General features: G+C 49.8%; 22 protein-coding genes. 10 read left to right on the top strand and 12 right to left on the bottom strand.

Annotated elements, in window-relative coordinates; all coding sequences use genetic code 11:
• The first annotated feature begins 23 nt into the window (after positions 1 to 23).
• The 3 genes from AC07P6_RS15135 to AC07P6_RS15125 all read left to right on the top strand — a co-directional run bounded on the left by AC07P6_RS15135 (position 24) and on the right by AC07P6_RS15125 (position 2,680).
• Positions 24 to 1,394 carry a hypothetical protein gene (locus AC07P6_RS15135; RefSeq protein ID WP_182238579.1) on the top strand — a complete coding sequence of 457 codons (1,371 nt, stop codon included), beginning with the start codon at positions 24 to 26 and terminating at the stop codon, positions 1,392 to 1,394.
• The gene (locus tag AC07P6_RS15130) at positions 1,391 to 2,311 is read left to right on the top strand and encodes a carbohydrate kinase family protein (RefSeq protein ID WP_434658925.1); all 921 of its coding nucleotides are present in this window, start codon (positions 1,391 to 1,393) and stop codon (positions 2,309 to 2,311) included. The genes AC07P6_RS15135 and AC07P6_RS15130 overlap by 4 nt, the downstream gene beginning before the upstream one ends.
• Before the next feature lie 225 nt (positions 2,312 to 2,536).
• On the top strand, positions 2,537 to 2,680 hold the full coding sequence (locus AC07P6_RS15125; protein ID WP_434658926.1) for a hypothetical protein: 144 nt from the start codon (positions 2,537 to 2,539) through the stop codon (positions 2,678 to 2,680).
• Between the two features lie 18 nt (positions 2,681 to 2,698).
• Here AC07P6_RS15125 and AC07P6_RS15120 read toward each other — a convergent pair whose 3' ends face one another.
• From AC07P6_RS15120 to ecpA, 5 genes are all read right to left on the bottom strand, one after another.
• Positions 2,699 to 3,370 (bottom strand): fimbrial biogenesis chaperone, encoded by a 672-nt coding sequence (locus tag AC07P6_RS15120; RefSeq protein ID WP_478317016.1) that lies wholly within the window; start codon positions 3,368 to 3,370, stop codon positions 2,699 to 2,701.
• A 5-nt stretch (positions 3,371 to 3,375) separates the two neighbouring features.
• Positions 3,376 to 4,989: a fimbrial protein gene (locus tag AC07P6_RS15115; RefSeq protein ID WP_478316845.1), complete on the bottom strand. Its 1,614-nt coding sequence runs from the start codon at positions 4,987 to 4,989 to the stop codon at positions 3,376 to 3,378.
• On the bottom strand, positions 4,976 to 7,522 hold the full coding sequence (locus tag AC07P6_RS15110; protein ID WP_478316843.1) for a TcfC E-set like domain-containing protein: 2,547 nt from the start codon (positions 7,520 to 7,522) through the stop codon (positions 4,976 to 4,978). Before AC07P6_RS15110 ends, AC07P6_RS15115 begins: the two co-directional genes overlap by 14 nt.
• A gap of 10 nt (positions 7,523 to 7,532) precedes the next feature.
• Positions 7,533 to 8,207, bottom strand: a complete 675-nt coding sequence (locus tag AC07P6_RS15105; protein ID WP_478316841.1) for an EcpB family pilus assembly chaperone — start codon at positions 8,205 to 8,207, stop codon at positions 7,533 to 7,535.
• 61 nt (positions 8,208 to 8,268) lie between these two features.
• Positions 8,269 to 8,850 (bottom strand): common pilus major fimbrillin subunit EcpA, encoded by a 582-nt coding sequence (gene ecpA, locus AC07P6_RS15100; protein WP_434658930.1) that lies wholly within the window; start codon positions 8,848 to 8,850, stop codon positions 8,269 to 8,271.
• A gap of 812 nt (positions 8,851 to 9,662) precedes the next feature.
• Between ecpA and AC07P6_RS15095 the strand changes: the two genes are divergently transcribed.
• From AC07P6_RS15095 to AC07P6_RS15070, 6 genes are all read left to right on the top strand, one after another.
• A complete protein-coding gene (locus tag AC07P6_RS15095) occupies positions 9,663 to 10,454 on the top strand; it encodes a class I fructose-bisphosphate aldolase (RefSeq protein ID WP_304259009.1) in 792 nt (263 codons plus the stop codon).
• Between the two features lie 14 nt (positions 10,455 to 10,468).
• Positions 10,469 to 11,020 carry a glycerol-3-phosphate responsive antiterminator gene (locus tag AC07P6_RS15090; RefSeq protein WP_478316840.1) on the top strand — a complete coding sequence of 184 codons (552 nt, stop codon included), beginning with the start codon at positions 10,469 to 10,471 and terminating at the stop codon, positions 11,018 to 11,020.
• A 20-nt stretch (positions 11,021 to 11,040) separates the two neighbouring features.
• The gene (locus tag AC07P6_RS15085) at positions 11,041 to 12,579 is read left to right on the top strand and encodes an FGGY-family carbohydrate kinase (protein WP_478316838.1); all 1,539 of its coding nucleotides are present in this window, start codon (positions 11,041 to 11,043) and stop codon (positions 12,577 to 12,579) included.
• 11 nt (positions 12,580 to 12,590) lie between these two features.
• Complete coding sequence (locus AC07P6_RS15080; RefSeq protein WP_181486264.1) at positions 12,591 to 13,352, top strand: SDR family NAD(P)-dependent oxidoreductase; 762 nt, start codon at positions 12,591 to 12,593, stop codon at positions 13,350 to 13,352.
• 16 nt (positions 13,353 to 13,368) lie between these two features.
• Positions 13,369 to 14,364: a 2-hydroxyacid dehydrogenase gene (locus AC07P6_RS15075; protein WP_478316836.1), complete on the top strand. Its 996-nt coding sequence runs from the start codon at positions 13,369 to 13,371 to the stop codon at positions 14,362 to 14,364.
• An 89-nt stretch (positions 14,365 to 14,453) separates the two neighbouring features.
• The gene (locus tag AC07P6_RS15070) at positions 14,454 to 15,716 is read left to right on the top strand and encodes a PTS galactitol transporter subunit IIC (protein ID WP_478316834.1); all 1,263 of its coding nucleotides are present in this window, start codon (positions 14,454 to 14,456) and stop codon (positions 15,714 to 15,716) included.
• 122 nt (positions 15,717 to 15,838) lie between these two features.
• On the opposite strand, the gene ompC is transcribed toward AC07P6_RS15070, so the two are convergent.
• A complete protein-coding gene (gene ompC, locus AC07P6_RS15065) occupies positions 15,839 to 16,918 on the bottom strand; it encodes a porin OmpC (protein WP_434658934.1) in 1,080 nt (359 codons plus the stop codon).
• Between the two features lie 637 nt (positions 16,919 to 17,555).
• Here ompC and AC07P6_RS15060 point away from each other — a divergent pair.
• Positions 17,556 to 18,209 carry an SAM-dependent methyltransferase gene (locus AC07P6_RS15060; RefSeq protein WP_304258994.1) on the top strand — a complete coding sequence of 218 codons (654 nt, stop codon included), beginning with the start codon at positions 17,556 to 17,558 and terminating at the stop codon, positions 18,207 to 18,209.
• 120 nt (positions 18,210 to 18,329) lie between these two features.
• Here the strand turns inward: AC07P6_RS15060 and AC07P6_RS15055 are convergent, their stop codons facing one another.
• From AC07P6_RS15055 to AC07P6_RS15030, 6 genes are read right to left on the bottom strand one after another with little or no spacing between them, the layout of a single operon-like run.
• Positions 18,330 to 18,782, bottom strand: a complete 453-nt coding sequence (locus AC07P6_RS15055; RefSeq protein ID WP_478316833.1) for a MaoC/PaaZ C-terminal domain-containing protein — start codon at positions 18,780 to 18,782, stop codon at positions 18,330 to 18,332.
• A gap of 21 nt (positions 18,783 to 18,803) precedes the next feature.
• Positions 18,804 to 19,136, bottom strand: coding sequence for an L-rhamnose mutarotase (locus AC07P6_RS15050; protein WP_478316831.1), 333 nt, complete (start codon positions 19,134 to 19,136; stop codon positions 18,804 to 18,806).
• Between the two features lie 19 nt (positions 19,137 to 19,155).
• A complete protein-coding gene (locus tag AC07P6_RS15045) occupies positions 19,156 to 20,058 on the bottom strand; it encodes a dihydrodipicolinate synthase family protein (RefSeq protein ID WP_478316829.1) in 903 nt (300 codons plus the stop codon).
• A gap of 48 nt (positions 20,059 to 20,106) precedes the next feature.
• Positions 20,107 to 20,976: an amidohydrolase family protein gene (locus AC07P6_RS15040; RefSeq protein ID WP_478316827.1), complete on the bottom strand. Its 870-nt coding sequence runs from the start codon at positions 20,974 to 20,976 to the stop codon at positions 20,107 to 20,109.
• A gap of 19 nt (positions 20,977 to 20,995) precedes the next feature.
• Positions 20,996 to 22,051, bottom strand: coding sequence for a Gfo/Idh/MocA family protein (locus AC07P6_RS15035; RefSeq protein ID WP_182238565.1), 1,056 nt, complete (start codon positions 22,049 to 22,051; stop codon positions 20,996 to 20,998).
• A 16-nt stretch (positions 22,052 to 22,067) separates the two neighbouring features.
• A complete protein-coding gene (locus AC07P6_RS15030) occupies positions 22,068 to 23,078 on the bottom strand; it encodes an L-rhamnose/proton symporter RhaT (protein ID WP_478316826.1) in 1,011 nt (336 codons plus the stop codon).
• Positions 23,079 to 23,306: the final 228 nt, after the last annotated feature.

Genomic DNA, 23,306 nt, shown 5'->3' with positions numbered 1-23,306 from the left:
AAATTCTGATGGAGTATATGGCCATGACATACCAAATTACGCTAAAAGACCCGCTCAACGGCCTTCGGGATCATGAACCCATTACGTTCACTATCCCGGACATTTTGCCAGAACCGTTGTGGTGGGCCACTGCCGAAACGGGAGAGCGGATCCTTTGCCAACGGCTTAACCATTCGGTGGTGGAAAATAGTACAACGTTCATCGCTACGGTCAGCTTTACCGGCACGCTTCGTTTACGACTTGAGCGTCCTTGCACTGATGCCGAAACCCGTGAGGCCACGGGCATTCAAAAACTGAACGGTAAAGAGGCAGATTGCTTTGCCCGTCTTAATACCGGCTGCTTTGATCTGGAAATGTGCCGGGGAACCGCTCAGGGGGTGGGTTCATCCAAGTGGGGTCTGCGCCACTTCCGCCGCCGGGAGGACAACATCGAACTCCTTCCTTCCGGAAATAATGCCATCGGCGGATTTTACGGCCCGTTCTTTACCCCCGAAAACGGCCTGATTAACCCGCCTGAACATACCCTCGTTGATATTGAAACGATCGAAGAAGGTCCGGTCTATCATCACTATCGAATGCATGGAACGATCCCCGATGGTTTATTACCGGAACTGCGCGGTAAGCGCTTTTCTATTGACTGGAAGTTCAGCTGGAATACCCCCTGGTTTCAGCGCCGCTACCGCGTAGATGATTTTTCAACCGTGATTAACGGACGCTCGGTGACCAATAAAATTACCGTTGGCGACGAGTTTGAAAGCGGCCCCGGAAAGCTGGTATTCGATCGCTTCGCCGCTCACGGCGGCACCCGCTATCGCGCAGGCGACCCCTACGCCGAAGAGCTGGTCGCGATGGTCGCCCATACCGTCACTACCTCAGAGAATCAAAGCTCGAAATTTGCCGAATTCCGCGAACAGCTTTGTGATATGGCATCTGCTCACTGGGATCTTTACTGGAGAATGTTCTGTCGCTGGGAGAACGTGCTCGATGAAGCTGAGATCCGTGAAAGACTTGGCTTAGTCCGCGCCAGAGCGCACCTCAGGGCCGATCTGAATGAACGGGAGTGGATACTCACCGATTCGCCTGTGGATGTTTCCGCCGTGCCCGATGAAACCATTTTTCCCGGTCCGGCCAGTAAAACCGTCGAATATGATTCAGCAAGCGGTCGGGCAATGATCTGGTGGACTTCTCAACCCTCCGGCGCTTTTCAGATAGTCCAACGCCGTCAGTCAGGATGGGTCAACTGGGGAAGTAACGGCGAAAACGAGTGCCCAGAACTGCCTGTCGGGGTTGATATCAAAACTGCCTGCGGAATATTTGCCGATAACTGGATGCATATTGCCAATCAACTGGAAACGCCGCCGTACATATCAGTGAGCAAAGGAGACGACCAATGATTCTGTGCTGTGGAGAAGCCTTAATCGATATGCTGCCCTGTCGAACCCGCGAGAATGCCTCAGCATTTATTCCCTGCGTCGGCGGTGCGGCGTTTAATACCGCGATCGCATTGGGTCGCCAGGGAATGCCGGTGAGCCTGTTTTCTGGTCTCTCAAATGACTTTATGGGCGATATGCTGCGCCAGTCTCTTGAAGCTTCCGGGGTTGATTTCTCACCTTCCACACGAGCGCCGCTGCCGACGACGCTGGCCTTCGTCAGGCTGGTACACGGACAGGCACGCTATACCTTTTACGATGAAAACAGCGCGGGCAGAATGCTGGCAGAAAGCAATCTGCCCAATTTGGGCGACGACGTTACCGCCGTTTTATTCGGCTGCATCAGCCTGATAGCTGAACCGTGCGGCAGCGTTTATGAATCATTGATGGTGAGAGAAGCCCCGCGCCGGGTGATGTTCCTCGACCCCAATATCCGTGAAATCTTTATCCAGGACCGGGAGAAGCATCTGGCCCGTATGATGCGGATGATAGCGCTGGCGGATATTGTCAAACTGTCGGATGAAGACCTTGCTTGGTTTGGCGAGCGCGCAAGCGAAGATGAGGTTATTGCCCGCTGGCTGACGTTGGGTCCAAAACTTATCGTTGTGACCCGTGGTGCGGATGGTGCTGATGCGTGGACGGCTAACTTCAAACTGCATGTTCCCGGCGTTAGCGTGCACGTTGCTGACACCGTCGGTGCCGGAGATACGGTCAATGCCGGGATTTTAGCCAGCCTGTCTCAGGCGCAATGCCTTGAGAAAAGCAAATTAGTGACGCTGTCACGTGAGCAGGTGCGTCATGCCGTTGACCTCGGTATGCGGGCGGCGGCAGTGACGGTCTCAAGGCCAGGAGCGAATCCGCCGTGGGATCATGAACTTTGAATTCTGATTAATCTTTTATCGGACGCGGATGATGGTCTGAAATAGCCGGCTATATACAGACCATCAATATTATTTATTAAATATATTAATTGGAGTCCAATTATTGAATGAAACCTAAACCAGCGTAATTTATTAATGGATATTGTCGTCTAATCCATTAATATCAGATGATTAGTTCATTTTCTGCCGACATCGCCGACAGACATCAAAGACAGGACGTCATCAATGAAAAAGAAAAAATGGTTCAATCGCTTGCGTAACACATCTATCCCGGAAAACAAACTTCGTCCTGCGAAATGGCTTGCGTTTCTTGCCGTCCTGCTACTCCTGGTACAACTGGCAGTTGAATCGCTGCTGCTATCGGAATAAACATTGCTATATCAGACGTTACCGAGCCTCAGCGCAGGCATTCCCTAGCGTAAAGTAACGTTGATTGGCCACAACGAACTTTCTGTTTTTCCCGCTCAAGGCAGCATCGCGATAGCGTTCGCCAGGCAGCATATAAAACTGCGTGGAGCGTTCGTCATCACCTGCGCATCCCTGGTGAATAATCACGCGGAAAAACGTATTTCCGCTATTGTGAAGTATCCCCTTTTGCTCATCAAGCTGCCATTCAAGCCGCTGCTGGCGCGGCCTGACCACCAGAATGGTGCTCATGGCCACCACCGGCAGCACATCCATTTTTTTCGGCGTATCCCTGAGCGGCAATAGCGTCATCGGCGTCTCTTTAAACACCACCCGATAATAACGTTCCTGGTTATCCTCAGGACCTTTGTAATAGAGGCGGAAATATTCACTGCTTCCCGGCGGTAAATTGAAACGCAGCGGCGCGTAGAGCAGCTCGCCCTGATTGGGCAGAACCGGTTCATCCCCCGCACCGGGTTTCGCAATTTTCCATGCGGAGATCGTGTACATATTATTGCGCGGCGTGTCGTTATACATCGGCTGTGAGATAAACGTCTGGTCAGAGGGCATCTCATAAATTACAGCGTTAAAAAACGCCCCCGATACTGCCAGCGGCGCGACGGCCACCAGCATGACAGGCGCTTGCGTTCGCATAGCCATCAGTCGACGCCCAGCCATTTTGCGGTGACTTTTACCTCGCCGCTGGCGTTGACCGTTCCCATCCAGTCGCTGCCGTCCAGCGTGCGCCTTGAGCGCGGATCGTCCATTGGAAACTGTAACTTCAGGCGGGTAGAGAAGAAGTAGCCGTCATCGATCGCCGCATTCCATGGCGTTTGCGTCCAGCGCGCGTCGGTCATGTCGATCTCAGCATCGATGCAGCTATTACGAGCGCTGAGCGTTTCCCCCGTAGAAGCAGTGTACGAAAGCAGTGCGGGGATCGGCACCTGCCAGCCTCCCTCTTGCGAGGTGAACAGGCAGTACGAAATCCCATCAATTGTCGTTCCATCACCCGTCACCTGAGCTGTCACCGCATCGGCCATACGAGCTGAAGATACCGTCACCTGATATTCAAATTCAATTGGCATCGGGTCGCCGATATTACCCGACTCTTTTGGCGCAGAATTGCCATCCGTTGACACAATACTGATGCCGTACTCTTTCGGCAGAATATTGATCGTACTCGATGCCGTAAACTGATAAAAACCTGACTGCGCGGTGTTGCTGTTATCAAAGAAAAAGGTGAACAGCTCATCATTATTGGTAATGCTAATTCCACGTTGGATCAGATTCTGAAAAAAGGTTTTCGACAGGAAAACATAAACATACTGACCTTCGGCGGTAAATACATTGGAATAGGTGGTTGAAGAACTCCAGTTATACCAGGTTGAGCCATTGCCGCTATATTTGATCGTTCTGGCCGCTGGGCTAAAGCCCAGCGTAGCGGTATCAACCACCATCTCAAATGACAAAGAGGATGTCACGCGCTTGGTTTCCCGGTAGCGATACGACACCATCTTACAGGTCATTCCGCTTTCGCCCGCAACGATGCTCACCTCACAGTGTTCGCTGCCAACATTCACGCTGGGCGTCCCATCGCTGGCAATCCAGATCTCCGCCAGCGCGCCTGTGCTGTTGAGCGTCAAATGCCCGACTTTGGTGGCGTTGATGGTGTAATAACGCCATGTCGCTCCGGATGCGAGATCCCGGCAACGCTGGCCGGATGCCGCATCGTAGTCCGTTTTTGTATAACAAAGATTCAGTACGAAAGCGTCGGTTTCTCCCGGCTGACGATTACGCAGATATTCATACATTGCCGGGGAGAACGTGGCGTAGCCGGTCCCCCCGTTTGCCAGGCTGCTACCGGCCATCGTATGATAAAATCCTTCATTATCAATAACCTCACCGGAGATATATCCCTGTGTTGGACAGTTAGCCCCGGTCGTCATACAGCGAATCCCGATAAACGGTGAGTTCACCGGGGAGTCCGATAGCCACATGTCATAGTAATAGGAGCGATAGCTCCAGCTGACGTAGCCCATATATCCCAGACTGCGCTGTTTGGTCGAGTAGCGGGTCCAGACGTTAGCGCCGGTAAAGCGCGGGTCCAGGCTTCCGGGAGTCACGAAATATTCGTTATCGACATGGTTTTCAATAAACATATAGTCGTTTTTGCCTGAGCCGCTGCTGCTGGCGGTGACCGCCCAGCACTGAAGTGATGCAACGCACAGGCCCACGCTCAGCGCCAGGCCAGGAAATGATTTACAGAGTCCCATGTTGCCCCTCCCCTTGCGCCGCCATACGAATTTGCGACTCACATTGCAAATCGCCCATCCACACCGCGCCGCGCGCCTCCTGCAAATTCAGCTCAAGTTCGCATCGCGAGCCGTTTTTCTCGACCAGAGTGATGGTCGGATAACGTTTATCAACATCCATGGCAAATTCTCCCTGCCCATCGGTGCGCCCTTTACCAATGTGGTTGTGAATATCGAGGTGCGCGGCAACGGTGCCGTTATCGCGGCGAATGCGACCAAATACCGTCACCAGCTGTTTTATTTCCGGGCGTATAACTTCGACATTGCCGGGGTACAGGACTGACTGATGATTTCTGCCGCTGACGATATCCATGCTATCGGCGCTGCGTTTGTCATTCATTAACTCCACGCTGTAGCGCCCGTATGCCGGCAGTGGGATAAAGTTTTTCTTACCGCTGAGCGGGTAATGCTGGCCGTTTATTTTGGCGGTCATGGTGGCGTTGTCGCTGAAATCGGTATGGATCAATACGCCAGAGGTGAAGCTCCCCTTCGCCGGAACCACGTCTCGCCCGGTCCAGGCGACGCTGCCCAGGGTACTGAAATTGACGTTGGTGCTGTTATCCGAGGCATGAGTGGCTGATAGTGTACCGCTGCTGTATTTGCTGTCGTAGCTGAGAAAACCGTTAACTGCCCGCTTATCGCTGCGGTAGCTTTCGCTCTCTTTGCTTTTTACCCGCTGAGAAGCTGAAAGACCGGCCTGGGTAATCGTGCTGTCAGTAAAGCGCTTTCTGAGCGCCACATTCGCCAGCATATTGCCGTTTTCACTGGAGAGGCCCGCGCTGAACCACGCCGCCAGCGGCAGCGAGAAGTCAAGATTGACGTATTTATCCCGTGTGGTGTCCTGATCGCGCTGATAGTGATAGTTCTGCACCCCGGTTCTCAAGGTCACTGTGCCATAGCGCCCGGATGCCAGAGTCTGTGAATAATCCAGGTTGTTATAGCGCGTTTTGTTGGTGTAGTTTTCCGTTCGGCTAAAGGTCAATGAACCGAGATAAGGCGTCAGCGACTGCAAAGGCAGCGTCGCGCCATAAGTAAAGTAATCCCCTTTACGCAGCGATAAGTGGTTGCCAATATGAGAAAACTCTCTGGAGCCCCAAAGCGAGCCGTAACCGGCTGGCAGGCTCAAGTTGAGGGTGGTGATGCTTTTTCGGCTACCGTCATTAGCCAGCAGTATCTGCTGATTAGCCCGCAGACGTTCGTTAAACATCACGTCGATTTCACTTTCATTCACGGCGTTACTGTCGAAACCGTATAGCGTCGTTTTGAACGATGTCCCGGCAAGCCATGGCAGCGTTACTGCAGCCGCGCCGCCGCTCAGCCAGGTCTCCTGCTTGCCCTCGCGCACGGCATTTTGCGGACGATAGTCGGTTTTATGGTATTCCAGCAGCCCGCCAAACACCTGCCACGACCACCTTTCCGTGACGCTCGAACCACGTGCATAGGTCTTATTGATCTGTTCGTTGCGGCTGCTGGCGACTTTACCGTTAATAATGACCTGCACCTCAACGTTATAAATCCCAAACGGCAGCGTTGCGGTATTCACTTCATAGCTGCCCATTGCAAAGTTCTGGATGCTCAATAATTTGCCGTCTCGCAGGATATGCACCTCGCCCTCCGCCGGTAAAAAGACGGTAATCGGCGTCAGGGATAAGGTGGTATCTTCGAGTCGCGAATTGCTTTTATTGCCGTAGCTGACGCCGTAGATACGGCTGGAATTAAGCGCATTCATGCTAGCGATGGACTGTAGATTCCAGGTATCCACCATCCCCAACGCCAGGCGATTGCCTTCTATATCGCGTTCATACATTGCCCGGTAAAGATTGCCGCTGCTGTTGGCCGAGCCGATGCCATAGAAAGATCCGTTTAGATTTAAATGGTGTTCGCGGATCGCCGAGGTGTTATCCAAAGTCAGATAGCTGCTGGTGCCGTCATAGCCATTATACCGGTGATGATAAGTGCCAAAGGTATAGTTGAGCACGTTTGATGGCGCACTGGCGGTAGAATTCCCCAACGAGCTGTGCCTGGCGAGGGTTGTTGCCGCCAGAGCGCTGCGGTCCACGGTCATTTCAAGATAAAACGCCCTGACGTCAAAGGTAATCTGCGCCGCGTCGGAGAGGTGCAGCATCATGTCGTCGGAAAACGTTTGGTCCTGTAACCCGTTAATAATCTCCTCGACCGGCGCAGATAGCGAGAGATTATCCGGGGTGGAAACCAGCGTGAGTTCGCGGATCGTCAGCGCGCCATTTTCGGTGGCGATCAGCGCATCGGCTATTTTTTGTCGACTGCGCATCGGCAACTCCGTCTCTTTATAGCGGATAAAAACAGGTACCCTCATACCTTGTTTGAGCGCATCAGCAAAAACGGGGGGAATAATATAGTCACCCACGCGCAGCAGTTTTGTTTTTTCTGCGATATCACTTGCCGAGACATCCACCGTGCAGACAAGGCATAATCCCGACAGCAGCATTCCTTTTCTGAAAAACCATCCTGACATCTGTAATTCTCTATTTGACGTGAATGTATTTACCTTCGTGCCAGATGCCGATTCGCGTCTGTTTATTCGCCATTTGCGTTTGTTTTATTTTTGCGCTGAGCCCGGGCATCACGTAATAACGTTCGCGACAACCTTCACCGTTATTTTTTTCAGAATCCTTACACGGGCCATACGAAATGACCCTGAAGGTTACATTGCCAGTATTGGTCACCGTATCGCCGTTATGCTGATAATTAAAATTTGCTTTACGCGGCGCCACGACCAGAATGGTGTTAATTTGCGCCGACGTGGTCGCCAAACCGTGACGTGAGTTGCTGCTGGCCTGATGATCGCTCACCGGCTCATCCAGCCATGACAACCGGTAATAACGTTCCTTATCATCTTTAGGGCCATGATAAATAAAGCGGAAATGCTCTCTGGCGCCTGCGGGTAAAATCATATTTGCCGGGGTTGAGAGCAGCTCTCCGCTCTGCTCCATCGGGATGATTTTTCCGCCGGACATCGGCGTAGATATTCGATGCGCGCTGACGCTGACGAACCGCGCCGAATCGCTGGCATTGTCGATCTCTTTAGCCAGCATCTGGTCATCGGCGAACATTATCGAGGTCACTTCTCCGACACCAATGGCCGCCGCGCTACCGCTGAGAAACAGCGTCAAAAACAAAAAGGTATATGATTTTTTCATTATTAAAATAAAGGAGGGATACCCCTCCTTTTATGCAGGTTAGGATTTAACTATGGGGAAATTACAGCGTCCACTCGGCGGTAAACTGCACTTTAACGTCACCATTCCAGTAGCCGTCAGCCAGGGAAGCGAACGGCGTCGCAGTTGTACCATTAGAGGTAGCTGAATCGACGGTAAACAGAAAAGCACTCTGGGTGCTGGTACGGTTCACGTTGTCCGCATAGCCAGCAGCCAGATTTTCCAGACCAGCAGTAATATTGCTACCAATATTAACCATGGTCACCGGAGTGGTTTTAGACAGTTTTGCACCGTTCCATGCCACCCCCACTTCCAGCGTCGAGCCATCAGCCGCGCGGTTCAGCGTATTAGTCACCAGTTGAGAGGTTAATACGAAGTCAGAAGCACCAGCCTGTCCCTGAATAGTGATATCGAACGCACCGTCCTGAGAATTAAACGCCTTCAGACCTTCGGCATATTCAAAGGAAACTGAACGCAGCGGCGTAACGACCAGCAGGCTGGTGGTGTCTTTTGTTGCAGAGGCATCCCAGCTTGCCGTTGCGGAAGCCGTTACAGGATCCGCTGCCATTGCGCCGGAGCAAAAGAGAATAGAAGTAGCGCATGCTGCCAAAAGAGACTTTTTCATTATATATCCTTAATAAACATTTCCAGATGTATTGCTTTGGCGTTGCCGCCCACAGAGATATTCTGCCCGGAGAGCAAAATAATATTAATTACTGATTATCAATAAGATACATTAGGCCATGAAGCAGATGACAAATGCCGAGCTAAATGTATATTAAAATATGAATGCGGCAGAGTATAAATTTACGCACAGCCACTGTCCATTGCATACATCCTTAAGAAAAATCATGTTAAAATCACCCTGGAAAAATACACGCCCGCGCCCCGGCAAGCTCTAAAAATAAATTCATTAGGAATTTTCTTGTTAACCTGAGGAATTGATTTATTTCGACAGAATAAAAAACCTCATGACCTGCAAGATGCAGGCAGCAATGATGGATTAAAGCATCAGTTTGGCACAATAAAACACAGGAATAGCCGAATAGTGAATCAGGTAAACATTACCTTAAGAAAATATGCGCCTTGAATGTTTACTTCTGAAAAAAACCTGACATAAGGTTAGCGTGACAAGACCAGAATCGACTAAAATTAACAAAATTGATTAAGATTAAGCTCAATTTAAATTTGTGATGCATATCTCATTTTGCCAACAATGACTAGACAGAAAGAACTCGGACATGCTAGTAATTTAAGCAAGCAGGAGAACGGGTTTAAATTAAACAGTATTTAAACCCCTTCTCAAAAGGCTGAAAAATTGCATTGATAATGGTTTGGATTTCTGAACGATTATCAAAAGGGTAAGTGAATCGAAAGCCCTCAGAGACGAAAGTCTCTGAGGGCTTTTTTTGTTTTTTCTATCTCAGGAGTAAAAAAATGTCTAAAGAACGTCGTCTCTCTCGCATTTTCGCAAAAGATGGTAAATCGGTCACGCTGGCGCTGGATGGCTACTATTTTTCAACCAAAACAAATGGTATTGATAATACAATAAACCAGCTCCCCACTCTGGTCGAAAGCGGTCTGGACTGCGCGCTGGTGACTTATGGCATGTTGAAAAATTTCCGTGAAGTTTTCAATAGCGTTCCTGTTGTATTACGCGTCGATAGCACAGTGAGTATTTTTGATAATACCGTTCCCGATACAACCCCTGTTTTTTCCATCGAAGATGCGCTGAAAGTTGGTGCTGAAGGCGTGGTTTGTATGACCTTCCCCGGCGCGTTTAATGAAGAAAAAACGCACATCATGGCGATGCAGCTGGCACAGGCCGCCGATCGCTGGAATGTACCACTGATCGTTGAATCTCTGCCGTACGGCTACCCCGTCACCAGTGATGACTCCAACAACCCGGCCATTATCGCCGCGTCGGCCCGCATCGCCGTTGAGCTGGGAGCCGACGTTATCAAAACCCGCTTTACCGGTACTGAAGATGACCGGCTCATCGTCGAAGCGGCAGGCGTGCCGGTTCTTGCGCTGGGCGGGCCGAAAACCGGCATCGACGGTTATTTTAAATTTGTTCAGCACTGTATGCAGGTTGGTGCAAAAGGAGTGGCAGTGGGCCGCAATATTACCCAGGACCCACAGCCCGCAAAAGTAGTAGCAGGTCTGAATGCCATCATCCATGAAAATGCCACAGCGGAAGATGCCTACAGCCTCTACATGGCTAAATAACATCGGATATTAATATGTTCTTAAATAACACCATCATTCCTTCAGTTAGAAAATATAAACATTTTGAACAGGCATTATCTTGTTCGTCAGAATATGTACTGTTATCCGAAGCCAATATTGGTAATTTGCAGTCGCTGATTGGCAAATGTCATCAGAACGGCAAAAAAGTGCTTATTCACCTAGAGCTATTAGGTGGTTTTAAACCTGACCAGGCCGGGATCGGCCTGCTAAAAAGTTACTACAAGGTTGATGGTGTTATTTCGTCCAATCTCTCGGCCCTACGCTATGCCAAAAAAGAGGGATTGTTAACTATCTTTCGGGTATTGCTTATCGACTCACGTTCGCTGGATCAATCCATCGACATTGTTAAGCATAACCCGCCGGATGCCATTGAAATCTTACCTGCTGAATATGCCTGCCAGTGTCTGGAATTGATTAGCCGGAATTTAAAAGGCTTTGATGTGATATTCATCGCCGGAGGCTTTGTTAAGCGGAAATACCTTGTCGATAAAATATTCCATGCCGGATTTAAGGGTATCACCACCAGCGAACCCGGATTATGGTAACTAATAAGGAGTTCACGAAAATGAACCAACAATATGTCATGGGTATTGATAATGGCGGCACCGTGACCAAAGCGGCTATTTATGACCGCAGCGGTAACGTGGTGGCCATCGCCTCAAAATCAACGCAAATGCTAACGCCAAAGGAATTTCATACCGAGCGCGATATCAACGAACTGTGGGCGGCAAACGTTGAAGTGATTAAAAAAGCTATTGCCCAGTCCGGTATTGACGCCAGCCAGATTACAGGCGTGGCGGTGACCGGCCACGGCAACGGACTGTATATGGTGGACGAAACCGGTACGCCGGTGCGTAACGGGATTATCTCCACCGACAGCCGGGCGAAAGCGTACGTTGAAAAGTGGTACCGCGAACCAACGTTCTTGACCGATATATTGCCAAAAACCATGCAGTCCATCTGGGCCGGGCAGCCCGTTGCCCTTCTCGCCTGGCTAAAAGACCATGAGCCTGAAACGCTGAGTAAGGCGCGCTACATTTTTATGGTCAAGGATCTGATTCGTTTTTACCTGACTGGTGACGCCTTCCTCGAACTCACCGATATCTCAGGCACCAACCTGATCAACGTCCGCGTCCGAGATTATGATTCATCGCTGCTGGCCTGGTGGGGTCTTGGCGAACTACGCGACAAACTTCCGCCGATTAAGCGTTCTACCGATTGCTGCGGCTATATTACTGATGAAGTAGCCCGGTTAACTGGGTTATGCGCGGGAACGCCGGTCTCCGGCGGCGTCTTTGATATCTCCGCTTCATCCGTCGCTTCCGGTATCAATACTCTGGATAAGCTGGCGATCATCACCGGGACCTGGAGCATCAACGAATACGTGACCGACCATCCCGTTATCGATAAAGATCTGTTTATGACCTCTATCTACCCGATTGAGGGTAAATGGTTAATCACCGAGGCCAGCCCGACTTCCGCCAGCAATCTTGAGTGGTTTATCAATAACTTTATGGAAGGTGACCGCACAACCGCTGCGGCGCAGGGATCATCGGTCTATGAGCTGTGCAATGAACTGGTCTCTACAACCACCGCCGATGAAAGCCACTTGTTGTTCTTCCCGTTTGTATTTGGATCCAACACCATCCCGGATGCTTCAGCGGGTTTTATCGGACTCAATAGTTTCCATAAAAAGGCGCATTTCCTGCGCGCAATCTACGAAGGCGTCGCGTTCAGTCATCTTTATCACACCGAGCGTTTACGCAATATCAACCCAAATTTAAGCCGCACCATTCGTATTGCGGGCGGCGTCACCAACTCCCCGGTCTGGCTACAGGTCTTTGCCGACATTTTCCAGTCCACTCTGGAGATTGTTGACGTTAAAGAGCATGGCACGCTGGGCACCGCGATGACCGCAGCAGTGATGGTTGGCTGGTTTGATGATGTCTTTGCCGCCTCAAACGAGATGGTTCACGTTTCGCGCACCGTCGCCCCTAATCCGGACAACAACAAGGTCTATCAGGATAAGTATCAGCTCTACAAAAACCTGTTATCGGAAATGCAGTCTCCGTGGAAAAGCTGCAGTAACTACATCACGCATTAAGTGAGGAAAGTATGGATCTGAATTTACACCATCGCACAGCTATCGTTACCGGCGGCGCAACGGGACTCGGCAAAGAGTTTGTCCTCTCGCTGGCCAAAGAGGGGGTCAACATCTGCTTCACGTATATGCGTGATGAAGAGTGCCCGGAACAGTTGGTCGAAACGGTGAAAAGCATCACCAACGTCGAGATTATTGCGGTTAAAACCGATCTTTCCGATGAGCAAAGCCGGGAGAATCTGTTCGCCACCTGCATCGAGAAGTTGGGTAATGCCGATATTCTGGTTAACAACGCCGGGATCTGGCTGAGTGGCTATGTCACCGAAATCACGCCGCAGGACTGGGACAAGGTGATGAATGTCAACCTGAAGGCGGTCTTCCACTTAAGCCAGCTGTTTGTGAATCACTGTCTGAGTAAAGATCAGGCGGGTAGCATTCTGAACATTACTTCCCAGGCGGCCTTCCACGGCTCAACCACAGGTCATGCCCACTACGCGGCCAGTAAAGCGGGCCTGGTGGCCTTTTCTATCTCGCTGGCGCGTGAAGTGGCAAAACAAAAAATCAATGTCAACAACATCGCCGTCGGCATCATGGATACCGCGATGATCCGTAAAAACATTGAACAAAACCCTGACTATTACGTCAGCCGTATTCCGGTGGGCCGTGTGGCCCAACCGCAGGAAATTGCCGACATTGGGGTCTTCATGGTTTCTCCTAAAACCAGCTATATGACGGGAGCAACTCTGGATGTCACCGGCGGTATGTTGATGCGTTAATTTATGGAGAATCATTATGAAATGTCTGGCAATTGCCGATCTTTTTATCAATGCAGCGATGATGGACGCAGGCCTGAAAGCGCTTAAAGATAAAGGTATCGAGGTGGAAGTTCGCGAATGGTCGCATGAATCAATCGAAAAGCTACAGGAGGACAATTTACAAGTTGAGCAACAAGGCGCTGAAGCGGTGGCATTGCCCGCCGCCCTGCTCCAGGGGGCTGAGGACGTTGAGATCCTGATAACCCAGTTCGCCCCGGTTAATGCGGCAGTTTTCGATAAACTGCCAAAGCTCAAGTATGTGGGCGTGCTGCGCGGCGGAATTGAAAACGTCAACCAGGCAGTGGCGAAAACCCGCGGAATTGAGGTCATGAACACGCCGGGGCGCAACGCCCGCAGCGTAGCGGAGTTTACCGTCGGCATGATCCTGGCGGAAATGCGCAATATCGCCCGTTCGCACGACGCGCTGCGCGATAAGTTCTGGCGCAAAGACAGCCCTAACCACCAGGCCATTCCTGAACTAGGCGGTAAAGTGGTCGGTCTGGTCGGGCTGGGGCACATCGCCCAGCTGGTCGCCGGGTTCCTGCGCGGTTTCGGCAGCGAGATTATCTTTTATGATAAATACGTCTCCGGGCACGATTGCTATGAAAAGGTGGACTCGCTGGACGAACTGGTTCAGCGGGCGGATGTCGTGTCGCTACACGCCCGCATGACGCCGGAAACCGAAAACCTGATCAACGCCCATCATTTTGAGCTAATGAAACCAAGCGCCATTATTGTCAACACGGCACGCTCAGGGTTAATCAACGAACAGGATCTGATTGCCGCACTTCAGGCAGGAAAAATTATGGGTGCGGCATTGGATACTTTTGATGATGAACCTTTGCCGGACGCTAGCGCGTTTTATACGTTGAATAACGTCACGATAACACCGCATATTGCCGGTAGCACGATTGACGCATTCAGCAATTCGCCAAAGTTATTTTCTGAGATCTTATTAAAGAAACTCGGCTAAATATTAAAAGAACCAGTTAAGATTTTTATACGGCCCATTGGGCACGGGTTCGCTCGCGCCCAATTCAGCCGCCTGTTTAAGGAATTATTATGGATATTATCAACAGCATTATTAGTCTGGGGGCATCAGTAATGATGCCAGTAATATTCTTTATTATCGCACTTTGTTTTGGGGTAAAAATCGGCACCGCATTTAAAGCCGGGATGCTCGTGGGGATCGGCTTTGAAGGGGTTGGCCTGGTGATTGGTCTGCTGTTAACCAACATCGGCCCGGCCTCGCAGGCGATGGTAGAGCGCATTGGCCTGCAGCTAACGGTGGTGGATACTGGCTGGCCGACCGCTTCGACCATCGGCTGGGGTTCGCCGTTGATGCTGCCGGTGGTCGTCGGTTTTATCGTTATCAATATCGCCATGCTGCTGCTCAAACTCACCAAAACGGTCAATATCGATATATTCAACTACTGGATTTTCCTGATTATGGGATCGGTAGTGTATGCCGGAACCGGTAACTACTGGCTCTCAGTCGGTATTACTTTCGGTATATTTGTCTTAACCCTGCTGGCAGCAGATTTAACCGCGCCATATTTACAAAAAAACTATAATCTTAAAGGGATTTCTTTCCCCCATCTTACCTGTATAACCTATGTCCCGTTTGGTATTGCCTGTAACTATATTATTGATAAGATCCCGCTGATCAATAAAATTAATTTCGACCCGGAGAGCATTAATAAGAAATTCGGCGTCTTTGGTGAACCGCTGACCCTGGGCTTCGTGCTGGGACTGCTGCTGGCCTTCCTTGCCGGATACGATGTTTTAGCTGCGGTGTCGCTGGCGATTAAAGTTTCCGCCGCTATGCTGCTGCTACCAAAAATGATCGAAATTTTAGTTCAGGGTTTACTGATCGTTCGCGATGCCGCTGAAGCTAAGCTGAAGGCTAAGTTCCCTAACCGCGATTTCTATATCGGGATGGATACCGCGCTGCTCATAGGCGAGCCTTCGGTGCTGGCGACCGGGCTGCTGTTGATCCCAATGGCGGTAGTGCTGTCAATTATCCTGCCGGGCAACCGCGTGCTGCCGTTTGTCGACCTGGCCTCGCTGATGTTCCTGCTGGCAATGGTTACGCCGTTCTGTAAACGCAATATGTTCCGCATGTTTATTACCGGTACGCTGGTGATAACCTGCATTTTGTACGTCGGGACGGATATTTCAAAAGAGTACACCCAGGCAGCGGTCAACTCTAATATTCCGGTGCCGGAAGGGATGTCTGAAATCACGAATATCGTTGGAGGAGCAACCACCCCGGTTGGCTGGCTGGCTGTGAAATTCGGTGAGTTTTTCAGTACTGCGCCCTAAATTCCCCTTCTCTCCCTGCCCGGCGCTGGAAACGGCGTCGGGTTTTTTATCGCCCTGCTTTCCCCAAAAAAATGCCTGCCAGGAGGGTTAGCTGGCAGGCATTATAGGGTAAAACGCGTGACTTAGAACTGGTAGGTCAGACCTACAGCAACAATGTTGTCGGTGCTGATACCGGCAGCTTTGGTGAACGTATTGTCATCCAGCAGGTTGATTTTGTAGTCTACGTAGGTAGACATGTTTTTATTGAAGTAGTAAGTCGCGCCTACATCAACGTACTCAACCAGATCCTGGTCGCCGTTGCGGCCCAGATCTTTACCTTTTGATTTCAGGTAGGCGATGGATGGACGCAGACCAAAATCGAACTGATACTGGGCAACCACTTCAAAGTTTTGTGCCATGTTAGCAATATAGCCGTCACCGAACTTGGTCATATTGCGGGTTTCAGCATAGGTGGTCGCCAGGTAGATGTTGTTGGCATCGTACTTCAGACCAGCAGCCCACACTTCCGCTTTTTCACCACGAGCGTAGGCGTTTGGATAATCACGACCAGCTTTAACCTGAGCATCGGTACGGTCGGAAGCCGCATAGGCCGCACCTACGCCAAATCCTTCGTACTCATAAGTTGAAGACAGACCCCAACCATCACCATGTTGTTTCGCCAGATCACGACCTTCTTCTTTGCCCTGATACTGTGCGGCAATGTTCAGGCCGTCGACCAGACCAAAGAACCCGTTGTTACGGTAGGTAGCAACGCCTGTGGTACGACCGGTGGCGAAGACGTCGGTCTGCGTCCAGGTATCACCACCGAACTCTGGCAGCATATCGGTCCATGCACCGATATCATAGGCGACGCCATAGTTACGGCCATAGTCCAGAGAACCATATTCGCCAAACTTCAGGCCCGCGAACGCGAGACGCGTTTTGTCTCCGGAATTGTTGCCTTCAACGTTTTTGGCGCTGAATTCATATTCCCACTGGCCGTAACCGGTCAGTTGGTCGGTGATTTGAGTTTCACCCTTAAAGCCGAGACGCGCGTAGGTCTGGTCGCCATCTTCACCTTTATCGTCGGAGAAATAATGCAGGCCGGTCACTTTCCCGTAGAGGTCGAGTTTGTTTCCGTCCTTGTTATACACTTCAGCTGCCTGCAAAGTTCCTGCAGCAAGAAGTGTAGAGACGGCCACTGTTAGTAATTTTAATTTCATATTATTTCGTCCCTAACTATTATTTATTAAAAGAATATCAAATCTCAGATGCCTTCTGAGCGGATCCATTATGCGATAATTCTCAAGACGACTTGAAATGAAAAGTTCCTTATTTTTATACCAAAAACCGTAATTGTGACAGAGGTGGTGGTTGTTAATTGACACACGTCAATTAATCGCACTGCCAACACGTAATTATTCTGAATCAGAATCCTTTCAACCTGCAAAAGCAGAATGTTCAACCAAAATACATATTTTTGCATAAGGAAATTCTAATGATAAGATAAATTAAACATTTAATTTTGTTAAATTATAATTAAATCAATATGTTACAATTTAAATTTTGAGATGGAAAAATCCTATATATAAACGCGCCAATTCGCCACATCGGCTTTCAAACGGTATATTCGGAGTTTTCTACCCTGATTTGATTTTGTCTGATTTTTATTGCCAGCTTTATTTAGGCTTTTTTACAAAACTTCAAAACATTATACCACCACTGTTTAAGGTTTGTTTAGTATTTCTGTGAAAGGGACGTCGGCTACAGTATTTTTAAGGGATGGCTTTAGTAATGAATAAATTTAGTCCAGAAAATTGCCCGAGAGATTATCTTAATCAGAATATGATGGGGCCGAATGTGCTGAGACTGGTAGAGGAACTCAGCCGTTCCCTGGAACTTTGGCCAGGCATGCGTATTCTCGATCTGGGCTGTGGTACGGGGCTGTCATCAATGTATCTGGCAACCGAATTTGGCGTCGAAGTTGTGGCAGCGGATTTGTGGGTTAACGCTGATGATAATGCCCGTCGCTTCGCTTCCGCTGGCATGGAGAACAAAATTACGCCCATCAATCTCGACATCAGCACCTCCCCAGGACTCGGGATCTTCGCTCGCGACGCTTTTGATGCGGTTGTCAGTATTAACGCCTGGCACTACTTTGGCACCGGTAGCTCTTTTTTTGATCAATGCATCGCGCCGTATATCAAAAATGGCGGTATGGTGGCCGTCATTATCCCGGGGTTGCGTACTCAAAACGCAGAAGCACTCCCTGAAATGCGTTCTCTTATTGATAGCGGCGTGAATCTCCTGACCACCGACCGCTGGCGCTCTGTGTGGTCTAAGAGCCAATATTTGACCATCAGCCAGTGTCGCCACATGACCTCCGGTCGCCAGGCGTGGCTGGAGTGGCAGAAGTGCGAAAATGTGTTTGCCGCAGCCGATATGACCAGGGGAGATGAAAAGACGGGTAAGCAGTTGCGTTTTATTCAAATGATCGGTCATGTTATTAAATAAATAACCAACACGCATTGGGTAGGTCTTTCTTCCGGGTAACGGCTAACGCCTTATCCGGCCTACAACACCACAATATCAACATGTTATGCGGTAGTCGTAGGTCCGGACAGGCGCGTACTTTTATTCGCCAATATTCCGTTTTTCAACCAGAAGCACATGCTGCGTCGCCATGACGCACTCGTTGCGCTGATTCACGGCCTCCAGCTTTTCCGTCACAAAGCCGTATTTCTCATTACGCGGGTGATCTTTCATTTCGCTAATAGAAATATTGACCCGAATGGTATCGCCAATAAAAACCGGATGCGGAAAACGCAATTTTTCATAGCCATAGGTCATCGCTTTGGAATTAATAATGCCAGCCGTCATACCAACGGCGACGGCAAAAGTTAAAGTACCGTGGGCAATACGCTGGCCAAAAGACTGAGTTTTACACCACTCGGCATCCATATGATGGGGATAAAAGTCGCCGGTCTGCCCGGCGTGAATAACAATATCGCTTTCGGTGATGGTGCGCCCCGTTGTTGTCCGACATTCAGACAGGGAAAAATCTTCGAAACATTTATCAATAAACATAATTCATACCTCTTCAGGCGGTTACTCCAGGTGATAAACCTCTTCCATTGATGCCCACAGCTCCCCTTCCTTTCTGGTTTCCAGGGGAGTCAGGCACGGAATGCACTCTTCCCACCAACGCTGTGTTACCGGGTCTGCGGCCATCTTCGCCATATCGTTTTGATAATCATCGCCGTGATATTCGTAATAGCTGAACAGCCAGCCATCTTTAAAATAAATAGAGTAGTTTGAAATGTTACAGGCTTTAATCATGGCATTCACTTCAGGCCAGGGATTAGCATGCAGTTGCGCATAATAAGCATATTTTTCAGGTTTAACCTGAATAACACCGCCGAAGCGTTGAATAGTTTTCATATTATCCCTCGTAAATTGATTAGATAATGGCGCTTTGCTTCAGCACCTCACGAACTTTAATTTTCCGCTCTTCGCTTAATGGTCCGGTCGGGCGCAACGAATTCACCGGCACATCAAGGCCGATAAGCTGTAATGCGTATTTAATGACGTTATAAAAAGGCACATCCAGGCCGTAGAGCGGTGGGATCCAGGACAACCGCTGCTGCAACGCGACCGCTTCGCTCAGCTCCCCGTTACGCCAGTGCTGATAAATGCCGCAGGTCAGCTCCGGGGCAAAGTTCGCGCTGGCGGGGATCGCGCCGTCGCCGCCTAAAATCAGGGTGCCAAACAGATATTCATCATATCCGGAGAACACAGCAAAATCCGGGCGCAGCGGTTTCACCGCATGAATCACTTCGCGAATATGATTTAAGGTATCAACGGTATCCTTCAGACCCACGATATTCGGGCATTCCAGCGCCAGACGCTGGATACAGGAAACAGGGATCGACTGGCCGGTCAGCGCCGGGAAGTTATACAACACGATTGGTACCGGCAACTGTTCGGCGATATAGCGGAAATGCTCGAACAGATATTCATCGCCCAACGGGTTGTACCATGGGTTGATCACTACCACGCCGTCGGTACCAGCCTCCAGCGCTTTACGGCCAAATTCGAGGGTTGCCTGAGTTCCCGAGTGTGAGATGCCAATCAGTACCGGCTTACGTCCCGCAACATACTCAATGCAAAACTGCATCACCTCCAGGCGCAGGCTATCTGACATATGGGCGAATTCGCCCGCGCTGCCGAGAAAAAAGAGTCCATCCACATCGCTGGCAAGCAGATGGTCAATCAGACGCGACATCGCCGGACGATCCAGCTGCTCGTGCTCATCAAACAACGTAGGGACCGGGGGAATAATGCCGCTAAATTTCGTACTCATATGTCACTCCTGATGTTCTAAAAGATATCGGTCAAAGACGCCTGCGCGTCATACTTCCCTCAACCGATAGAGTTCGTGTGCATTGTGGCTAAAAAAGTTCTCTTGCCAGGCGCGGCCCTGCCCTTCGGTAATGTGCATTAGCGTATCGACCCACGGGATCAGTCCGGTATTCAGTAAGCAGACCGGGAAATTGCTGGCAAAGACGATCCTGTCGGCGGAAAAGATCTCCAGACACTGCTCAACGGCCGGATGTACCAGACTGATATCACCATCAGCGGGAATATTGACCCCAGAGACTTTGCACCAGACGTGTGGCTGCTGCGCCAGCGCCTGCAAACGTTGCCGCCAGTTCGCCGCGTAGGTCGCCTCCTCCATCAGCCGGGCACTATCAACATTGCCCATATGATTTAGCACCAGGGTCGTTGACGTCCGTTCCGTCAGCGCCACCGCATCCGCCAGATCTTCATTACGTAGGCAGACCTCAAAGCAGAGCCCTGCTTTACCCAGCGCATTAACATTATTGAGAAAATCAGAGGTCAGGCAGGCGCCAGGCAGCTGGCTGGCAACATGCAAAACATGACGCACGCCTTTGATCGCCGTATGGTACTTACCGGCGTCAAGCCAGCGTGAGACCGCATCTGGCTGTTGCAGGTCGAGGGAGATAATGCCGCCCTCGACAAAATTCGCCTGATCTTCACAGAGTTCGTGCAGAAATAGGCTCTCCTCATCTCGCTGCTCGGGCGCGACGTCAACCTCGACGTACAGCGCCCGGTCGATACACCACTTTTCCTGGTCAACCCGCGCGCGATAATCCTGCCAGCTAACATCATGATTCAACGCCGGAACCGCACTAAGCCAAGGCAGACGAAAGCGCGACAGATCCCATAGATGAAGATGCGTATCGGTAATGTGCAACATGCCAGACCTCCCGTAGTAATCAGTATTTCACCGCTGTCGCACCGCTAGCGGTTGACTGGTAGCAGGCTTCCACCACGCACATGGTTTTCCAGGCGTCATTGATGTCGTTAAGCCAGATATAATTTGGATCTTCAAGTTTGCACTGTAGCCCCGCCATCGGACCAATAAAGGCATCCGGGAACCAGGTCCCTTCAATTGCTAACGTTCGCCACCCTTTACCATCATCAAGAATGAATTCAAATTTATCGTCAGCGCCCTGCGGATAATTTAAAATAACCCCAATCTGGATTTTAATAGCCCCTTTAGTGCCTTCTATTTTGAAGAAACACTCCTGTTTATCCGGGGAGTAATCATGACCATGGTTAGTATGAATATTGGCACGAATAACATCGCCATAGTCCATGATAATCGATGAACGAGTTTGCGCCAGCTCCATCATTTTAGGATGCTTCATGGTTTTACAATAAACGGACTGGGGGTCGCCAAGGAAGAAACGAATCGCGTCGATATAATGTATGCTGTGGTAGTTAACCTCCATCCGTTCTTTCTCAAAAAGAAACTTCCAAAGATTCCACGGCGTTTGACAAATAACTCGCATTTCAACGTCATGAATATCGCCAAGCAGACCTTCATCAATCATTTTCTTCGCGGCGATCATAAAGGGGGCGCGACGTAGCTGGAAATTAATGCCAGCGGTAATATTTTTCTCATGACAACAATCAAGAATGGCTTTCGCCTGTTCAATGGATTCGCCCATCGGCTTTTGAATCAATACGCCAACCTGCGAAGGGAGTTTCTGTAAAATCGGCAAAATTTCTGAGGCCGGTACGGCGATATCAAATACGCAGTCTTCGGATCTCGCCAGCGATACCAGCTCCTCAATCGTCTGGCAGGTATGAGGAATATCCCACTGCGAAGCCACGCTTTGTGCTTTCTGATAATCCCGGTCATACAGACCAAGAACCCGGAATCCGGCTTTGCGATACGCGGGTAAATGTGAGTCAGTGACAATACCGCCAGCACCAATAATGACGATAGGTTTACTGTTTTGCGGCATGTTCAGTTGTGTTGTCATCTCTTTATCCTCTTCTTTATGCTAATCCGTTGGCATATCCAACGATAACGACGGATAGAACCAGAATAACGTTACCCAGCAGCATAACTTTTTTTGGTTTTTCATAACCTTGCCACTCACCTGTTTTGAGTCCCCAGGCGTTGGAAATAATCAGCGCCCCGGAGAGGAACGCTATCCAACCAATGACCGGCCCCAGCTCGCCCAGCAGCGCCGTGGACTTGGCATATAACCCTAATGCGGCAAACCAGATCCCCCCGGTCAGTAATGCTTTAAACCATGCAAAGGAAGAACCTGGGCGGGCGAAGTCGCTGAACGTGTTGTTTTTTCTCAATACCCACAGCGCATAGCCGATATTGGATATGAAGCCGCCGGAGGCAAAAACGATGACGTAAGCAATCAGGCTAGCACTCACCGGATTGATACCATCTTCCACTGCCAGCGCGCTGGCCCGACTGGCGTAGGTATAGCCGACGTTCATCGCCGCGGTACCAAATCCCGAGGCCAGCGCCATCAATAGCCCGCTGACAAATTTATCGTTTTTGACCCGCGAAGCATCCTGCTTTGACTCTTTATCTTTGAGAATACCGGCTTTGGTGATAACCCCTACGCCAATTAGCATCACCGCCATTCCGGCCAGCAGCCAGCTCATTGAGTTAGCAGGTGGTATTTTGTTAAGGATAAATAACGGAATTAGCGAACCGAGTGAGCACCCTACCCCGGTATTAATCCCGACGGTTAACGACATGCCAATATTATCAATGCCTTTACCATACCAGATGGCACTAATACCCCAAAGAAAACCGCAGGCGGCGGCGATAGCTAAAATCCAACCGGGCGTCATCAGGATGTATTTTAAAAATCCTGGAACTTCAATCCACGTCCAGACAATAGGAATGATCAGTATGCCGATAATAGAAAATATCACCCAAAAGGCTTCCCAGGAAAATGGCCAGTAATTTTTCATCCCCAGCCCAAAGCTTCCCTGGAACATACAAGCGATCATCAATACAAAAAATCCCGCTAGCATAGAGCATCTCCTGTTAATTAGATTATTTACTCAAGGATTATCCTCATTGTTTTGTTCATATATGTGAATCAATGACCACAAATAAAAACTAATCGAAAACTAACTCTCGTTTTTTTAATGGTCAATCGAAATAAAACTTCAATTATTATTTTTCAATGCTGATCACAAATTCACCTAATCTGACTACAAAAGTATCAGTAGCTGTGACTCAATGGTAGTGCGGTAGTA

It is taken from the genome of Klebsiella sp. GFKo11, from assembly GCF_056490265.1.
The sequence above is the reverse complement of the archived record's forward strand: the minus strand, read 5'-3'. Positions and strand labels throughout refer to the sequence as shown.

What these genes read in the sequence shown, in the direction of transcription:
- AC07P6_RS15045 (WP_478316829.1), bottom strand. Translation starts at nt 20,058, where the DNA reads ATGAGTACGAAATTTAGCGGCATTATTCCCCCGGTCCCTACGTTGTTT.
- AC07P6_RS15050 (WP_478316831.1), bottom strand. Translation starts at nt 19,136, where the DNA reads ATGAAAACTATTCAACGCTTCGGCGGTGTTATTCAGGTTAAACCTGAA.
- AC07P6_RS15055 (WP_478316833.1), bottom strand. Translation starts at nt 18,782, where the DNA reads ATGTTTATTGATAAATGTTTCGAAGATTTTTCCCTGTCTGAATGTCGG.
- AC07P6_RS15040 (WP_478316827.1), bottom strand. Translation starts at nt 20,976, where the DNA reads ATGTTGCACATTACCGATACGCATCTTCATCTATGGGATCTGTCGCGC.
- AC07P6_RS15130 (WP_434658925.1), top strand. Translation starts at nt 1,391, where the DNA reads ATGATTCTGTGCTGTGGAGAAGCCTTAATCGATATGCTGCCCTGTCGA.
- AC07P6_RS15105 (WP_478316841.1), bottom strand. Translation starts at nt 8,207, where the DNA reads ATGAAAAAATCATATACCTTTTTGTTTTTGACGCTGTTTCTCAGCGGT.
- AC07P6_RS15070 (WP_478316834.1), top strand. Translation starts at nt 14,454, where the DNA reads ATGGATATTATCAACAGCATTATTAGTCTGGGGGCATCAGTAATGATG.
- AC07P6_RS15135 (WP_182238579.1), top strand. Translation starts at nt 24, where the DNA reads ATGACATACCAAATTACGCTAAAAGACCCGCTCAACGGCCTTCGGGAT.
- AC07P6_RS15035 (WP_182238565.1), bottom strand. Translation starts at nt 22,051, where the DNA reads ATGACAACACAACTGAACATGCCGCAAAACAGTAAACCTATCGTCATT.
- AC07P6_RS15110 (WP_478316843.1), bottom strand. Translation starts at nt 7,522, where the DNA reads ATGTCAGGATGGTTTTTCAGAAAAGGAATGCTGCTGTCGGGATTATGC.
- ecpA (WP_434658930.1), bottom strand. Translation starts at nt 8,850, where the DNA reads ATGAAAAAGTCTCTTTTGGCAGCATGCGCTACTTCTATTCTCTTTTGC.
- AC07P6_RS15120 (WP_478317016.1), bottom strand. Translation starts at nt 3,370, where the DNA reads ATGCGAACGCAAGCGCCTGTCATGCTGGTGGCCGTCGCGCCGCTGGCA.
- ompC (WP_434658934.1), bottom strand. Translation starts at nt 16,918, where the DNA reads ATGAAATTAAAATTACTAACAGTGGCCGTCTCTACACTTCTTGCTGCA.
- AC07P6_RS15030 (WP_478316826.1), bottom strand. Translation starts at nt 23,078, where the DNA reads ATGCTAGCGGGATTTTTTGTATTGATGATCGCTTGTATGTTCCAGGGA.
- AC07P6_RS15125 (WP_434658926.1), top strand. Translation starts at nt 2,537, where the DNA reads ATGAAAAAGAAAAAATGGTTCAATCGCTTGCGTAACACATCTATCCCG.
- AC07P6_RS15080 (WP_181486264.1), top strand. Translation starts at nt 12,591, where the DNA reads ATGGATCTGAATTTACACCATCGCACAGCTATCGTTACCGGCGGCGCA.
- AC07P6_RS15115 (WP_478316845.1), bottom strand. Translation starts at nt 4,989, where the DNA reads ATGGGACTCTGTAAATCATTTCCTGGCCTGGCGCTGAGCGTGGGCCTG.
- AC07P6_RS15075 (WP_478316836.1), top strand. Translation starts at nt 13,369, where the DNA reads ATGAAATGTCTGGCAATTGCCGATCTTTTTATCAATGCAGCGATGATG.
- AC07P6_RS15090 (WP_478316840.1), top strand. Translation starts at nt 10,469, where the DNA reads ATGTTCTTAAATAACACCATCATTCCTTCAGTTAGAAAATATAAACAT.
- AC07P6_RS15085 (WP_478316838.1), top strand. Translation starts at nt 11,041, where the DNA reads ATGAACCAACAATATGTCATGGGTATTGATAATGGCGGCACCGTGACC.
- AC07P6_RS15095 (WP_304259009.1), top strand. Translation starts at nt 9,663, where the DNA reads ATGTCTAAAGAACGTCGTCTCTCTCGCATTTTCGCAAAAGATGGTAAA.